The sequence below is a fragment of the Streptomyces sp. GESEQ-4 genome, assembly GCF_017948455.1.
GTDB lineage: Bacteria > Actinomycetota > Actinomycetes > Streptomycetales > Streptomycetaceae > Streptomyces.
Genome location: NZ_JAFFSU010000002.1, coordinates 146,827 through 161,635, shown reverse-complemented (window position 1 = coordinate 161,635; position 14,809 = coordinate 146,827). Strand labels below are relative to the sequence as shown.

At 70.8% G+C, this 14,809-nt stretch carries 17 protein-coding genes and 1 riboswitch; of the genes, 12 read left to right on the top strand and 5 right to left on the bottom strand.

Annotated elements, in window-relative coordinates; genetic code table 11:
* Window positions 1-93 precede the first annotated feature (93 nt).
* Window positions 94-1,089, top strand: coding sequence for an ABC transporter permease (locus tag KCH48_RS06155; protein WP_210571108.1), 996 nt, complete (start codon window positions 94-96; stop codon window positions 1,087-1,089).
* A 65-nt stretch (window positions 1,090-1,154) separates the two neighbouring features.
* Here the strand turns inward: KCH48_RS06155 and KCH48_RS06150 are convergent, their stop codons facing one another.
* Window positions 1,155-1,439 carry a type II toxin-antitoxin system Phd/YefM family antitoxin gene (locus KCH48_RS06150; RefSeq protein ID WP_210571107.1) on the bottom strand — a complete coding sequence of 95 codons (285 nt, stop codon included), beginning with the start codon at window positions 1,437-1,439 and terminating at the stop codon, window positions 1,155-1,157.
* 88 nt (window positions 1,440-1,527) lie between these two features.
* Here KCH48_RS06150 and KCH48_RS06145 point away from each other — a divergent pair, with 88 nt between their 5' ends.
* From KCH48_RS06145 to KCH48_RS06135, 3 genes are all read left to right on the top strand, one after another.
* On the top strand, window positions 1,528-2,163 hold the full coding sequence (locus tag KCH48_RS06145) for an ATP-dependent Clp protease proteolytic subunit (protein WP_210571106.1): 636 nt from the start codon (window positions 1,528-1,530) through the stop codon (window positions 2,161-2,163).
* A 7-nt stretch (window positions 2,164-2,170) separates the two neighbouring features.
* Complete coding sequence (locus tag KCH48_RS06140; RefSeq protein WP_210571105.1) at window positions 2,171-2,479, top strand: hypothetical protein; 309 nt, start codon at window positions 2,171-2,173, stop codon at window positions 2,477-2,479.
* Window positions 2,480-2,782: 303 nt separating this feature from the next.
* Window positions 2,783-2,994: riboswitch (cyclic di-AMP (ydaO/yuaA leader) on the top strand.
* 3 nt (window positions 2,995-2,997) lie between these two features.
* Window positions 2,998-3,471, top strand: a complete 474-nt coding sequence (locus KCH48_RS06135) for a C40 family peptidase (protein WP_210571104.1) — start codon at window positions 2,998-3,000, stop codon at window positions 3,469-3,471.
* A gap of 66 nt (window positions 3,472-3,537) precedes the next feature.
* Here KCH48_RS06135 and KCH48_RS06130 read toward each other — a convergent pair whose 3' ends face one another.
* Window positions 3,538-3,999: an ATP-binding protein gene (locus KCH48_RS06130; RefSeq protein WP_210571103.1), complete on the bottom strand. Its 462-nt coding sequence runs from the start codon at window positions 3,997-3,999 to the stop codon at window positions 3,538-3,540.
* Between the two features lie 213 nt (window positions 4,000-4,212).
* On the opposite strand from KCH48_RS06130, the gene KCH48_RS06125 reads away from it, so the two are divergent.
* On the top strand, window positions 4,213-5,082 hold the full coding sequence (locus tag KCH48_RS06125; RefSeq protein WP_210571102.1) for a helix-turn-helix transcriptional regulator: 870 nt from the start codon (window positions 4,213-4,215) through the stop codon (window positions 5,080-5,082).
* Window positions 5,083-5,091: 9 nt separating this feature from the next.
* On the top strand, window positions 5,092-5,316 hold the full coding sequence (locus KCH48_RS06120; RefSeq protein ID WP_210571101.1) for a DUF397 domain-containing protein: 225 nt from the start codon (window positions 5,092-5,094) through the stop codon (window positions 5,314-5,316).
* 62 nt (window positions 5,317-5,378) lie between these two features.
* Here KCH48_RS06120 and KCH48_RS06115 read toward each other — a convergent pair whose 3' ends face one another.
* Window positions 5,379-6,506 carry an 8-amino-7-oxononanoate synthase gene (locus KCH48_RS06115; RefSeq protein ID WP_210571100.1) on the bottom strand — a complete coding sequence of 376 codons (1,128 nt, stop codon included), beginning with the start codon at window positions 6,504-6,506 and terminating at the stop codon, window positions 5,379-5,381.
* A 147-nt stretch (window positions 6,507-6,653) separates the two neighbouring features.
* On the opposite strand from KCH48_RS06115, the gene bioB reads away from it, so the two are divergent.
* From bioB to KCH48_RS06095, 4 genes are all read left to right on the top strand, one after another.
* The gene (gene bioB, locus KCH48_RS06110) at window positions 6,654-7,790 is read left to right on the top strand and encodes a biotin synthase BioB (protein ID WP_210571099.1); all 1,137 of its coding nucleotides are present in this window, start codon (window positions 6,654-6,656) and stop codon (window positions 7,788-7,790) included.
* Window positions 7,783-9,072, top strand: a complete 1,290-nt coding sequence (locus KCH48_RS06105) for an adenosylmethionine--8-amino-7-oxononanoate transaminase (protein WP_210571098.1) — start codon at window positions 7,783-7,785, stop codon at window positions 9,070-9,072. The genes bioB and KCH48_RS06105 overlap by 8 nt, the downstream gene beginning before the upstream one ends.
* A 1-nt stretch (window position 9,073) precedes the next feature.
* On the top strand, window positions 9,074-9,790 hold the full coding sequence (gene bioD, locus KCH48_RS06100; RefSeq protein ID WP_210571097.1) for a dethiobiotin synthase: 717 nt from the start codon (window positions 9,074-9,076) through the stop codon (window positions 9,788-9,790).
* Between the two features lie 99 nt (window positions 9,791-9,889).
* Window positions 9,890-10,579 (top strand): class I SAM-dependent methyltransferase, encoded by a 690-nt coding sequence (locus tag KCH48_RS06095; RefSeq protein ID WP_210571096.1) that lies wholly within the window; start codon window positions 9,890-9,892, stop codon window positions 10,577-10,579.
* Here the strand turns inward: KCH48_RS06095 and KCH48_RS06090 are convergent.
* Together KCH48_RS06090 and KCH48_RS06085 are read right to left on the bottom strand one after the other, a co-directional pair.
* Window positions 10,574-10,948, bottom strand: coding sequence for a fic family toxin-antitoxin system, toxin component (locus tag KCH48_RS06090; protein ID WP_210571095.1), 375 nt, complete (start codon window positions 10,946-10,948; stop codon window positions 10,574-10,576). The two genes, KCH48_RS06095 and KCH48_RS06090, sit on opposite strands and share 6 nt — an antisense overlap.
* A 4-nt stretch (window positions 10,949-10,952) precedes the next feature.
* A complete protein-coding gene (locus KCH48_RS06085) occupies window positions 10,953-11,216 on the bottom strand; it encodes a toxin-antitoxin system HicB family antitoxin (protein WP_210571094.1) in 264 nt (87 codons plus the stop codon).
* 154 nt (window positions 11,217-11,370) lie between these two features.
* On the opposite strand from KCH48_RS06085, the gene KCH48_RS06080 reads away from it, so the two are divergent.
* Together KCH48_RS06080 and KCH48_RS06075 are read left to right on the top strand one after the other, a co-directional pair.
* Window positions 11,371-12,195: an ABC transporter ATP-binding protein gene (locus KCH48_RS06080; RefSeq protein WP_210571093.1), complete on the top strand. Its 825-nt coding sequence runs from the start codon at window positions 11,371-11,373 to the stop codon at window positions 12,193-12,195.
* A 4-nt stretch (window positions 12,196-12,199) separates the two neighbouring features.
* Window positions 12,200-14,797: an ABC transporter permease gene (locus KCH48_RS06075; RefSeq protein WP_210571092.1), complete on the top strand. Its 2,598-nt coding sequence runs from the start codon at window positions 12,200-12,202 to the stop codon at window positions 14,795-14,797.
* Window positions 14,798-14,809: the final 12 nt, after the last annotated feature.

The window sequence follows — 14,809 nt, the reverse complement described above, 5'->3', positions numbered from 1 at the left end:
ACAAGGCGCGGCCTGCGCAAGACGGTGGTGACACAGCAAAAACGAACGATCCTTCTTTTTAAGCACACACCTCGCCGATCCGAGGGGAAACCCATGTCCACCGTCACCACGTCAGCCCCGTCGCACACGCCCCGCGTGCTCGCGATCCTCGTGCTCGTCCCGGTCGTCGCGGCCCTGGCGCTGTGGGCCTTCGCCTGGCCCGCCGCCCGCACCGCGCCGCACGACCTGCCGCTCGGCGTGGCCGGGCCCGCCGCCGCGACGACGCAGGTGGAGGAGCGACTGGCACAGAAGAAGGGCGCGTTCGACGTCCGTCGCTACGCCGACGAGGCCGCCGCCCGGGACGCCATCGAGGACCGGACCGTATACGGCGCGATCGTCGTCACCCCCGAAGGCCCCGCCCTGCTGACCTCCACGGCCTCGAGCCCGGTCGTCGCGCAACTCCTGCAGCAGGCGTCCGCCGACATGAACCCGGTCAGGACGGTCGACGTCGTACCCGCCCCCGCGAACGATCCACGCGGCGCGGCCCTCAACGCGAGCGTGCTGCCGCTCGCGCTGGCCGGCATGGCGGCCGGCGGGGCGGTGACCTTCCTCGGGCTGCGCGGACTGCGCGCCGTGGCCGCACTGATCGGCGCCGCCGGTCTGGTCGGCATCACGGCGACCGCGGTCGCGGACAACTGGCTGAACGTCCTGACCGGTGCCTGGTGGGCGGAGGCCGGCTCGCTCGGCCTGGCCACCTTGGCCGTGAGCGCCGCCGTCGCCGGACTCAGCGCACTCATCGGTCACGCCGGAACGGGACTCGCCGCCGGTGTGGTGATGCTCTTCGGCAACCCGTGGTCCGCGGCGGCCTCGGCCCCGCAGATGCTGCCGGATCCCGCCGGGACGATCGGCCAGTGGCTGCCGCCCGGCGCGGGAACGACCCTGCTGCGCTCGGTGTCCTTCTTCGACGGCGCGGCAGCGACCGGCCCCGCACTGACACTGACCTGGTGGGCGACGCTGGGCTTGGGCGCGGTACTGCTGGGGAACGCGCTCAAGGGGCGCACGAAAAGGGACGCACCGAAGGGGGCGCGCGAGCTATCGCCGGTCAGCTGAAAGCGCCCCTTAAGGGGCGCGGAGAACTGCGCGACCAGCCCCCACCGGCCCGCAGCCAGCAAACGCTACCGCTGATCACCCCGATGCTCCGCAGCGATCCCGAACCGCTGCCGTTCCCGGGGAGGCGAGGCAAGTTCACGGACGGCGGAGACCGAGCTGATCACCTGCTCGTCAGCGGGCTCCTGAAGGTCCGGGAGCCCCTCGAGTCGTTCGAGGTCGACGGCGGAGACAAGGGCGACGAGGGGCTTGCCGTGCCGTGTCACGACGACGCGCTCACCGCCGTACACCACCTTGTTGATCAGGTCGGCGAGCTCAGCCCTGGCTTGCGTCACCGGAATCTCGTAGGCCATGCCACCAGCTTACGGGGACCCCCTCCCGCTCGCTACGTACGTCCTGTACATTTTTTACAGAGACAGCACCGTCGAGGAGGGGTTCGCCATGACCCGACCGTCCGCCCGCTATGTCCTGCCCGAGTTCACGGAGCGCACCAGCTCCGGACAGAAGACGATGGACCCGTACTCGAAGCTGCTGGAGGAGCGGATCGTCTTTCTCGGCACCCAGATCGACGACACCTCGGCGAACGACGTGATGGCGCAGTTCATGCACCTCGAGTACCAGGACCCCGACCGGGACATCTCGCTCTACATCAACTCCCCCGGCGGCTCCTTCAGCGCGATGTCGGCGATCTACGACACGCTGCAGTACGTATCCTGCGACGTGGAGACGATCTGTCTGGGCCAGGCGGGCGCGTCCGCCGCCGTGCTGCTGGCCGCGGGCGCACCGGGCAAGCGGTTCGCGCTGCCGGGCGCGCGCATGGTGATCCATCAGCCGGGGCTGCCCGAGCCGATCGAGGGGCAGGCCAGCGACCTGGCCATCCACGCCGAGGAGTTGACGCGGATCAGGGCCCGCCTGGAGGAGATGCTCGTACGGCACACCGGGCGCACGCGCGAGCAGGTGAGCGCGGACATCGAGCGGGACAAGATCCTCACGGCGCAGCAGGCCCTGGAGTACGGGCTGGTGGACCGGATCATCCCGAGCCGCAAGGCCACCATGGCTCCGCCCACCGGGAAGTGACGCGCCCGTGCTCCCACCCGAACTCCCGCCGCTGCCCGCCCTCACGCGCGCCGAGGGCGAGTTGATCGACCGTTACCTCGATGTGGTCGACCTGCTGGGCCGGATCAACCCGGCGCACCACGGGGACACCTACCGCGGACTGCGCGCCGCCCAGGCGTTGGTGGCCAAGGCGACCGAGCTGCGCGACGCGCTGGCGCTGATGCACCAGCGGGGCGAGACCGAGCTGCATGCCCCGACGCTCACGCGGGCGCTGCGCGTGCTGGACGGCGAGCGCCGGACGGCGCGCGTCATCGTGCCGCCGCGCTCCGACAGTTGACGCACAGTCGACCGGACCGGGACTCAAACGGACCAAATGACGTACCCCTGTTCGGAGTAGATGTTTGTCGTTTTTTGGGACCGCCGGGGTTGCGCAGCCCGTCGGCCTCCCGGCAGGGCGAGTGGTTTTCGCGCTGGTCCGGGGGCCCGTGGAGCCCTCGACACCCACCCGAACACAGGGGTGTCCACCCGAACGGGTGAGTGGTGAGTAACCCCACAAATCGCCGATTCCATTGGGTATTTCACTCACGAGTGAGTGAAGATCCGTGTCTGACGACAAGCCCCCGCCGCAGCGGCGGGGCGGTCCGGGCGGACGCCTAATCCTGCCGCCGTCCGGATGACCGGTCGACAGAAGTGGATCGGCAGGAGTGGAGGACCCAAGCACGACGGGTCGCCGGAACGGTCACGCCATGACCGGGTCGAGCAGCCCTTGGGGTGAAGCCGCGTCAGCGGCCGGGCAACTTCGCCAGCCCGAATCCGACAGGTCATCCTTCACAGGCGGCTGACGAAGGGTTGCGCATGACTGCGCTCAATCGTGTCCCGTCGCTGATGGCCCGAGCCGGTACGGCCTCGGCCCTCACTCTGGCCGCCGTGGGCGGCTCCGTCGTGGTGCCGGGTCTCTCCTCGGATGCCGCGGCAGCGACTCCGGCGACGAAGGCGCTCCAGGTCGCGGCTTCCAAGAAGGGCGCACCGTACAAGTACGGCGCCACGGGGCCGCGCCGGTTCGACTGCTCGGGGCTGACGCTGTACTCGTACAAGAAGGCGGGCAAGAGCCTGCCGCGGACGGCCGCTCAGCAGTACAACAAGACGCGCCACATCTCGGCCAAGAGCCGCAAGGCCGGAGACCTCGTGTTCTTCCACTCGGGCTCGAACGTGTACCACGTCGGCATCTACGCCGGGAAGGGAAAGATCTGGCACTCCCCGAAGACCGGGGACGTCGTGAGGCTGCAGAAGATCTGGACCAGGAGCGTCTGGTACGGCCGGGTCAAGTGACCTGAGCGACGCGGTGGCGGCGCCCTGACGCGCCGCCACCGCGTCATCCCACACCACACTTGATTTCTAAGGGTCCTGCTGCACCGCTGTCGTCGTCACGGGCCGCGCCGGCACCGTCCACGGCAGTTCGATGGAGACCGTCTTGCCGCCCTCTCTGGTGGGCCGGATTCTCAGCTTGCCGCCGAACTCGGCGGTCAGCCAACGGATGATCACAAGCCCGCGGCCGTTGTCCTGCTGGACGGCCGCGGGCAGTCGTTTGGGGAAGCGCGGGTGGCTGTCGGTGACTCCGACGCGCAGTTGCTCGTCACGGTCGAGTTCGAGGTCCACCGTGAAGGTGGGTGACTGCCCGAACGTGTGCTGTACGGCGTTGGTGGCGAGTTCCGAGACGATGAGGCGGATGGTGTCGGCCAGTTCCGTGTCGGCCGGCAGTCCCCATTCCGCCAGGGTGCCGACCACGTAGGTGCGGGCTGCGGAGACCGAGGCGGGATCGCTCGGCAGAGTGACGGATGCTTCCAGATGGTCTGCCATGGCGACGTCGTCCCTTTCCCACGGGACCGCAGTCCGACATGGAGCGGAGGGTTCGAGTACGGTCCCGGACTGGTGCTTCGTCGCCAGACTGCCATCACCGGGCCGGTCACGGGGTGCGATCCACCAAGATATGCATATATCTGTCGCTCGAAGCGGTGAACTCTGCGACGGCAGACCGTATTTGGGCGGCCCGGAAGGAGTAAGGAGGAGCCCATGCAGCACGGTCCCGCGGTACGCCGCCGAAAACTGGGCGCCGAATTGCGCACGCTGCGCACCGGCGCCGGGCTCACGAGCGGCGAGGCGGCCCGGCTCGTGGGCTGGCACCAGTCGAAGGTGAGCCGCATCGAGACCGGCGCGAGCGGGGTGAAACCGGCCGATGTGCGGTTACTCCTCGACGCCTACGGAGTGGCGGACCCTCAACTACGGGAGTTGCTCCTGGTGTTGGCGGGACAGGACGACAGCGCCGGCCGGCACCACTGGTGGCATGCGTACCGGGGCGTGCTGCCGCCGACGTACCGGGATTTCATCAGCCTGGAATCCCAGGCCAGCGCGATGCGCACGCTGGAGACCTCCGTCGTCCCGGGGCTGTTGCAGACGCCGGAGTACGCGCGGGCGGTGACCCGGGCCGCGGTGGGCGGGCTGGACGAGGACGCCGACGACCGGCTGGACGCGCTGGTGGAAGTGCGCCTGGCCAGGCAGGACGTGCTGCGCTCGCGGCCGCCCCTGGCGCTGAGCGCGGTGCTCGACGAGGCGGTGCTGCACCGGGAGATCGGCGGGCCGGACGTGATGGCACGGCAGTTGGAGCGGCTGATCGAGGCGGCGCGCTACCCCCAAGTGCGGCTTCAGGTCCTGCCGTTCGCGGCCGGTGCCCACATCGGCATCACCGGGCCTTTCGTTATTTTCTCATTTTCGAGCACTTCTGATCTGGACGTGGTTGTTCTCGACCACTTGACGAGTAGCCTCTACCTCGAGCGGAAAGAAGACCTCCAGGCCTACACCGAGGCCTTCAACACCCTTCAGTTCCACGCCCTTTCGCCCGAGGACTCGTTGGACTACATCGCCGGGATAGGTGCCGGCGTGTAAGGAGGCACCATGTCTGCACTGCCTCGGAACCTGACTTCCAGTACTCAACTGCACGGTGTGCAGTGGCTGCGCAGCAGCTACAGCACCGGAGCGAACAACTGCGTCGAGACGGCCCGGCCGCTCTCCGGCCCCGGAGCGGGGCTGCTGGCCGTACGCGACTCCAAGGACCCGGCCGGACCCGCGCTGCTCTTCTCCCCCGAGAGCTGGGCGGGATTCACGGCCGCGCTCCGGTGATCATCCGCACCTCGCGACCCCTCTGAATCAGTTCGCGCGACGCACGGCCATGTCACGCCGACTCATGGTCGCGTCTCGCCGATCACTCCCACCGCGCGCTCGATCTGGTCCTCGGAGAGGTCCGCCCGGGCGGTGAGCCTCAGCCGTGAGATGCCGTCGGGCACGGAAGGAGGACGGAAGCAGCCCACGGCCAGGCCTGCCGTACGGCAGTCGGCCGCCCACCGCACGGCGCCCTCCGGGGACGGCGCGCGCACGGAGACGACCGCGGCGTCCGGACGTACCGCTTCCAGACCCGCGGCGGTCAGGCGTGCGTGGAGTTCGCGTGCCACCGCACGCGCCCGCGCCGCCAGGGCCGGCTCACGGCGCAGCAGCCTGAGCGCCGCCAGGGCCGCCCCCGACGCGGCGGGGGCCAGGCCGGTGTCGAAGATGAACGTGCGGGCCGCGTTGACCAAGTGCGCGATGACCCGGGCGGGTCCGAGTACGGCGCCGCCCTGGCTGCCGAGCGACTTGGACAGCGTGATCGTCACCACGACGTCGTCCGCGCCCGCGAGTCCCGCCGCGTGCGGGGCGCCGCGCCCGCCGTCGCCGAGGACGCCGAGACCGTGGGCGTCGTCGACGACCAGACCGGCGCCGTGCTCCCGGCATGCCGTCGCCAGTTCCGTCAGCGGGGCGGCGTCGCCGTCGACCGAGAAGACCGTGTCGGACACGGCGACGGCGGGCCCGTCATGGGTCCGCAGTGCCTTGCGTACGCCGTCCGCGTCGGCGTGTGCGACGACCTGGGTGGTGCCGCGGGCCAGCCGGCAGCCGTCGATCAGCGAGGCGTGGTTGCCGGCGTCGGAGACGATCAGTGAGCCGTGCGGGGCCAGCGCGGTGACCGCGGCGAGGTTGGCCGCGTAGCCGGAGGAGAACACCAGGGCCGCCTCGAAGCCGCAGAAGTCCGCCAGCTCGCGTTCCAGCTCGGTGTGGAGCGCGGTCGTGCCGGTGACCAGGCGGGAGCCGGTGGCGCCGCCGCCCCAGGTGCGGGCCGCGGAGGCGGCCCCCTCGACGACCTCGGGGTGGCGGGCCAGGCCCAGGTAGTCGTTGCTCGCGAGGTCGAGCAGCGGCGAGTCGGCGGGGCGGGGGCGCAGGGTCCGTACCAGTCCGGCTCGGCGGCGCAGCTCCGCCTGTTCGTCGATCCAGCCGAACGCCATGACTCCTCCGGGGCTTTTGTAGGCAGTGCACAGACAGTAGTCGTCGGGCCAGCCGCCCAGGATGTGGCAATACCCACACGTCGAACCGCCTCTGTTGTCCGATCTCTCCTTGGCCGGGGGCGGTTCCGTAGGACAGGATCGGACCTCATGGACCTGCTGAACACGCTGGTGGACAAGGGGCTTCGGCGCGAGCTGCCGACCCGCGAGGAGGCGCTGGCCGTCCTCGCCACCTCCGACGACGACCTGCTCGATGTGGTGGCCGCGGCCGGCAAGGTGCGCCGGCACTGGTTCGGCCGACGGGTGAAACTGAACTACCTCGTCAACCTCAAGTCCGGCTTGTGTCCGGAAGACTGCTCGTACTGCTCCCAGCGGCTGGGCTCGACGACCGGGATCCTGAAGTACACCTGGCTCAAGCCCGACCAGGCCTCCCAGGCGGCGGCGGCCGGGCTGGCCGGAGGTGCCAAGCGGGTCTGTCTGGTGGCGTCCGGACGCGGTCCCACCGACCGTGACGTGGACCGGGTCGCGGGCACCATCAAGGCGATCAAGGACCAGAACGAGGGCGTCGAGGTGTGCGCCTGTCTCGGTCTGCTCTCCGACGGCCAGGCCGAGCGGCTGCGCGAGGCCGGCGCCGACGCCTACAACCACAACCTCAACACCTCCGAGGCGACGTACGGTGACATCACCACCACCCACACCTACGCCGACCGCGTCGACACCGTGCAGAAGGCGCACGCGGCCGGGCTGTCCGCCTGCTCGGGCCTGATCGCGGGCATGGGCGAGTCGGACGAGGACCTGGTCGACGTCGTCCACTCGCTGCGTGAGCTGGACCCTGACTCGGTTCCGGTCAACTTCCTGATCCCGGTCGAGGGCACCCCGCTCGCCAAGGAGTGGCACCTCACCCCGCAGCGCTGTCTGCGCATTCTCGCGATGGTGCGGTTCGTCTGCCCGGACGTCGAGGTGCGGATCGCGGGCGGCCGTGAGGTCCATCTGCGCACGATGCAGCCCCTCGCCCTGCACCTGGCCAACTCGATCTTCCTCGGCGACTATCTGACCACCGAGGGCCAGGCGGGCAAGGCGGACCTGGAGATGATCGCGGACGCCGGGTTCGAGGTCGAGGGTTCGGACCAGGTGACGCTGCCGGAGCACCGGGCGGCCGGCGGGTGCCACGAGGGCGGCGGAGGGTGTGCTTCCGCAACCGACGGACCTCAGGTCAACGAGGCCCGTACGGACCTAGTCGCCGTACGCCGCCGGGGGGCCGGAACGGACCTCGCGCCCAATGCCTGACCCGACCGTCGCCGAGCTGCTGGACCTCGACCGACGGCACGTCTGGCATCCGTACGGGCCCATGCCAGGCGTGGTGGAGCCGCTCGTCGTGGAGTCGGCGAGCGGGGTCCGGCTGAGGCTCGCGGACGACGCGGGCGAGTTGATCGACGGCATGTCGTCCTGGTGGTCGGCGATCCACGGTTACCGCCACCCCGTGCTCGACGAGGCCGCGCGCGAGCAGCTCGGCCGGATGAGCCATGTGATGTTCGGCGGGCTCACCCACGAGCCCGCCGTACGGCTCGCGAAGCACCTTGTCGACATGTCGCCCGACGGCCTGGAGCATGTCTTCCTCGCCGACTCCGGTTCGGTGTCGGTCGAGGTCGCGGTCAAGATGTGCCTCCAGTACTGGCGTTCGCTGGGCCGCCCCGCGAAGCAGCGCCTGCTGACCTGGCGCGGCGGCTATCACGGCGACACCTGGCAGCCGATGTCGGTGTGCGACCCCGAGGGCGGGATGCACGACCTGTGGACCGGCGTGCTCCCGCGCCAGGTGTTCGCCGACGCGCCGCCGACGGAGTACGACGAGGTGTACGCCGACCACCTGCGCGCGCTCATCGAGCGGCACGCCGACGACCTGGCCGCGGTGATCGTCGAGCCGGTCGTGCAGGGCGCGGGCGGGATGCGGTTCCACTCCCCCGCGTATCTGCGGGTGCTGCGTGAGGCGTGCGACGCGTACGGCGTGCTGCTGGTGTTCGACGAGATCGCGACCGGGTTCGGGCGGACGGGCGCGCTGTTCGCGGCCGAGCACGCGGCGGTGACACCCGATGTGATGTGCGTCGGCAAGGCGCTGACCGGCGGCTATATGACGATGGCCGCCACCCTGTGCACATCCCGGGTGGCCGAGGGCATCTCGCGCGGCGAGGTGCCGGTGCTGGCGCACGGCCCGACGTTCATGGGCAATCCGCTGGCCGCGTCGGTGGCCTGCGCCTCGATCGAGCTGCTGCTCGGCCAGGACTGGCTCGCGGAGGTCAAGCGGATCGAGGCGGGACTGCGGGAAGGGCTGGCCGAGGCCGCGGCGCTCCCGGGTGTCCGCGATGTCCGCGTCCTCGGCGCCATCGGGGTCGTCCAGCTCGGCCGCCCCCTCGACGAGGCGGCCATGCGGGCGGCCACGGCGGCGGCCGTGCGCGAGGGTGTGTGGCTGCGGCCGTTCCGCGACCTCGTCTACACGATGCCGCCGTATGTCACGGCCGACACGGACGTGGCACGGATCGCGCGCGCGGTGTGCGCGGCGGCGCGGGAGGGATGACATGCCGGTCCTGGTGATCACGGGTACGGGCACGGAGGTCGGCAAGACCGTCACGACGGCCGCCGTCGCCGCCGTCGCGCTCGCCGCCGGACGGTCGGTAGCCGTCCTGAAGGCCGCGCAGACGGGCGTACGACCGGACGAGCGCGGGGACGCCGACGAGGTCGCGCGGCTCGCGGGTGCCGTGACGGCGGTCGAACTCGCCCGGTATCCCGACCCGTTGGCACCGGCGACGGCCGCTCGACGCGCCGGATGTGCGCCGGTCCACCCGCACGACATCGCCGAGGCAGCCGCCAAGCTGGCCGCCGAGCACGATCTGGTGCTGGTGGAGGGAGCGGGCGGGCTTCTCGTACGGTTCGACCCGGCGGGCGGCACGCTGGCGGACGCGGCGCGGCTGCTGGCGGCGCCGGTACTGGTCGTGGCGGCGGCGGGGCTGGGCACGCTGAACACGACGGAACTGACGGCGCGCGAAATCCGGTCCCGTGAGCTCGACTTGGCGGGAATCGTGATCGGCAGCTGGCCCAAGGCGCCCGACCTGGCGTCCCGTTGCAATCTCGCGGACCTGCCGATCGTCGCCGACGCCCCGCTGCTGGGCGCGCTGCCCGCCGGTGCCGGGTCCCTCGAGCCGACCGGCTTCCGTGCGGCGGCGCCGACTTGGCTGGCCCCGTGGCTGGAGGGCGTGTGGGACGCGGAGGCGTTCCGGGTGCGCGAGGCACCGTGACCCGCGTCTCCTGACCGCGACCCGCGAACGGTGGGGGGTGCGCGGGGCGTGTACGGGGGACAATCGCGGTAGGGCACTCCATCCGCCCAGGAGGTCGCCATGCCGCTACGGCCCGCCACCGGCTCCGGCAAGGTGTCACGGGATCCCGTGCACCATCCGCTGTTCGCCCGGTACTACGCCCGTGTCAGCGTCGCCGCCGAGTCCCGCATGGGGATGGGCGCCGTCCGCGACCGCATGCTGACCGGGCTCTCCGGGCGGGTGATCGAGATCGGCGCGGGCAACGGCCTGAACTTCGCGCACTATCCGAGCGCGGTCTCGGAGGTCGTCGCCATCGAACCGGAGCGCCTGCTGCGGCAGTTGGCGGTGGAGTCCGCGCTGCGCGCCGAGGTGCCGGTGGATGTGGTGCCGGGGGCGGCGGAGGCGCTGCCGGTCAAGAGCGAGGCCTTCGACGCGGTGGTGCTGTCGCTGGTGCTGTGCAGTGTGCGGGACGTCTCGCGGGCGCTCGGCGAGGTACGGCGGGTGCTGCGGCCCGGCGGTGCCGTGCGGTTCTTCGAGCACGGCAGGGGCGGTGGCCGGATGATGCGCTTCACTCAGCGCGCGCTGGACAGCACGGTGTGGCCGCGGCTGAACGGCGGCTGCCATGTGGCCCGGGACCCGATCGCCGGACTGCGGGCCGCCGGGTTCGAACTCGGCCCGTACCGGCGGGTGCTGATGCCGGAGAACGGGCCGACGCTGCCGACCTCGTACTGCGTCCTGGGCACGGCGTGGCGGCCGGCGGTCACCTCATAGGCTCCACTGGCGCAGTTCCTGCGCGATGTCGTGCACCGTGGCCTCACCGCTCTTGACCAGCCGGGCCAGGTCGCGGACCTGCTCCGGGGAGGTGACGACCTTCAGGCCGCTGGCGACGAGGTAGGCATACGCGACGGCGGAGGCGAACAGGGCGTTGGAGCGCTCCAGCGCGGGCACGTGGATCAGCAGTTGCAGCAGCGAGGCGGCTCGGGCCTGCGGGGTGTCGTAGACAGGGACGTCGAATATCTCGGCCTCATGGCGTGCGACGGCGGCGACGAGCGCGCCCCAGTCGGTGACCTGGGGGTCTCCGGGAGTGTTCTGTTCGGCGAGCATGAGCAGCCAGGCGAGGTCGATTCTGAGATGGCTCAACGGATCAGCGGCGACCTTCGCGTGTGCCTGCGGGACGGCTTTCACGGGTGCCTTCACGGTCCGGTCCGAATTCTTCGGCGAACACGGACTCGTACTGCTTCATGAAGTCGGCGGCGGCCTCCACGAACGTGTGGCCGACCTCCCCGGTGTCCTGTCTGACCAGCTCTTCGATGTAGCGGTTGACGCTCATGCCGCGGGCCAGGGCACGTTCGCGAGCCGCGCGGGCGGTGCCTTCGTCCACGCGTACGTTCAGCTGGGTCTTCGCCATGCCTCAAAGCTAGCGCCGAAACGCTAGCGGCGGCAAGGGCTCACCCCGAGGGGCTCATCCCATGGGAGGAGGCCGACCAGGGCTCAACAGGACCCAAGGGGGATACGAGTGTGTGCCGGATCACATTACGCTCGGCCCTGGCAAGGAAGTCGCGATGTCCCGAATCGAGGAGGCAGCCTTGTCCGCTTCTGCTGTGGAGCAGGCCTCGGCCGACGGGATCGCGGCCCGCGCCCGCGGTCTGACGAAGGCGTACGGCTCGGGTGAGACGACGGTCCTCGCCCTCGACTCGGTGGACGTGGACATCACGCGCGGCCGGTTCACGGCGGTGATGGGGCCGTCGGGCTCCGGGAAGTCCACGCTGATGCACTGTCTGGCGGGGCTGGACACCGTCTCGGCCGGCCAGGTGTGGCTCGGCGACACCGAGATCACGGGACTCAGGGAGCGGGAGCTGACCCGGCTGCGGCGGGACCGGATCGGGTTCATGTTCCAGTCGTTCAACCTCATCCCGACGCTGAACGCGGCCGAGAACATCACGCTGCCCATGGACATCGCGGGCAGGAAGCCCGACGAGAAGTGGCTGGACCAGGTCATCGACACACTCGGACTGCGGGACCGGCTGACACACCGGCCGTCGCAGCTGTCCGGCGGCCAGCAGCAGCGCGTCGCCTGCGCCCGCGCGCTCGCCTCCCGCCCCGAGCTGATCTTCGCCGATGAGCCGACCGGCAACCTCGACTCGCGGTCCGGGCTCGAGGTACTCGGCTTTCTGCGCGACGCGGTCGACAGCCTCGGGCAGACGGTCGTCATGGTCACCCACGACCCGGGCGCCGCCGCCCACTCCGACCTGGTGCTGTTCCTCGGTGACGGACGGATCGTCGACGAGATGGAGCGGCCGACGGCGGAAGCGGTCCTGGAACGGATGAAGCGGTTCGACGTGATCCGCGGTCAGTACGACGACGCCCCGCCCTCCCAGGAGGACTGACCCCGTGCTCAAGGCGACGCTCCGGAGCTTTCTCGCCCACAAGGGACGGCTGCTGCTGTCCGCGCTGGCCGTGATCCTGTCCGTGGCGTTCGTCGCGGGCAGCCTGATCTTCTCGGACACCGTCAGCCGTACCTTCGACCGGCTCTTCGCCTCCACCGCGGCCGACGTCACCGTCAGCCCGAAGGAGAACCTCGACGAGGCCATCCCCTCGGGACGGACCCCGACCCTGCCGACCTCGCTCGTCGACCGCCTCGCCGAGGTCGACGGCGTCGCGGCGGCGCGTCCGGAAGTGGACGTGGACGGCATCACCGTCGCCGACGAGGACAACGAGTCGGTGGGTCCGACCACCGGCGCCCCGACGATCGGCACCGCCTGGAACCCGACCGAGCGCAGCCCCGTCGAGCTGACCTCCGGTCACGCCCCTGAGGGGCCGGATCAGGTCCTGATCGACGCGGACACCGCCGACACCAAGGACGTGGCGATCGGGGACACGCTCACCATCATCGCCGCGCCCGGCTCGTTCAAGGCCGAGGTGGTCGGCATCGCCACGTTCACCACCACCAACCCCGGTGCCGCGCTGGTCTTCTTCGACACGGAGACCGCGCAGACCAAGCTCCTGGGCGAACCGCAGACGGCCACGAGCATCTCGCTCGACGCGGCCGAGGGCGTCAGCGACGCGCAGCTCCAGCAGCGCGTGGCGGACGTGCTCGGCATCGACACCGACCCCGACGAGGTCACCCCCAACGATCCCTACGACGTGCGCACCGCCGACGAACAGGCCGAGTCGGACGTCGAGCAGCTGGGCGGCTTCCTCGACGTCATCAAGTACGTGATGCTCGGATTCGCCGGGATCGCCGTCCTGGTCGGTGTGTTCCTCATCGTCAACACCTTCTCGATGCTGATCGCCCAGCGCACCCGCGAGCTCGGTCTGCTGCGGGCGCTCGGCGCGGACCGCCGCCAGGTCCGCCGCTCGGTCCTCACAGAGGCGCTGCTGCTGGGCCTCGTCGGCTCCACACTGGGCCTGGCCACCGGCATCGGGCTCGCCGTCGGGCTCATCGAGCTGATGGGCCTGCTCGGCATGAACATCAGGTCCGCCGACATGGTCATCGGGGTGGCGACACCCGTCTCGGCGTACGTCGTCGGCCTCGGCGTCACCTTCGTGGCGGCGTATCTCCCGGCCAGGCGCGCGGCGGGCGTGTCGCCGATGGCGGCACTCGCGGACGCCGAGATCGCCGACGTGGGCAAGCCGCTGCGGGTGCGGGCCGTGGTGGGCGCGGTCGTCGGGGCGCTGGGTGCGGCGGCGCTGGTGGGCTGTGCCACGGCGACGGAGACGTCGTCGGCGGCCTCCCTGCTCGGCCTCGGCATAGTCCTGACGCTCATCGCGACGGTCATCGCGGGCCCGCTGCTGGTGCGCCCGGTGATCCGGGTCCTCGGCGGGGCCTTCCCGGCGCTGTACGGTTCGGTCGGCCGGATGAGCCAGCGCAACGCACTGCGCAATCCCCGCCGTACCGGCGCGACCGCTGCGGCCCTGATGGTCGGGCTGGCGCTGGTCGGCGGGATGTCGGTGGCGAGCGCCTCGATGACCAAGTCCTTCGACGAGCAGATCGACAAGACGCTGGGCGCCGACTTCGTCGTACAGAACGCCAATTTCGTGCCCTTCCCCGAGGAGGTCACCGACGCGGTGCGCGGCACGGAGGGAGTGGGCCTGGTCGTGCGGACACGGCTCACGCCGATCGCGGCCACCCTCCCGGACGGCGACCGCGTCGAGACGACCGCCGCGGCCTACGACCCGAAGCTCGACGACGTCGCCAACATCACGTACGCGCAGGGGGACTCGACGGCCGCGCTGGCCAACGGGCGTCTCGCCATGGACCTGGACTTCGCGCGGGACCACGGCGTGCGCGTCGGCAGCACGGTCCCGGTCGAGTTCCAGGGCGGACGTACCGCCGATCTGACGGTGGGCGCGCTGACCGACCAGGACGCCGCCGAAGGGTTCGGGGCACAGGGCGGGCTGTACTTCGGCATGAGCACGCTCGAGCGCTACGCGCCGGGCGGGCAGGACTCGGCTGTCTACGTGAACGCCTCCCCCGGCACGAGCGCCGACGACCTGCGCGCGAACCTGGAGGGCACCCTCGACCCGTATCCGCAGGTGGACGTCCGGGACATCGCCGACTACAAGGAGCTGGTCCGCGACCAGATCGCGGTCCTGCTCTACCTCGTGTACGCGCTGCTCGGGCTCGCGATCATCATCGCGGTGCTCGGCGTCGTCAACACCCTTGCCCTGTCGGTCGTCGAGCGGACCCGGGAGATCGGCCTGCTGCGGGCCATCGGACTCGCCCGGCGCCAGCTGCGCCGCATGATCCGGCTGGAGTCGGTGGTGATCGCGGTGTTCGGCGCGGTGCTGGGGCTCGCGCTGGGACTGGTGTGGGGCGTGTGCATCCAGCAGGTGCTGGCGCTGCAGGGCATGCAGGCGTTCGCGATCCCGTGGACCACGATCATCGCGGTGGTGATCGGCTCGGCGGTGGTGGGCGTGGTGGCGGCTCTGCTGCCCGCGTTGCGTGCATCCCGCATGAATGTGCTGGCGGCCATCGCGCACGAGTGATGGAATCGCAGT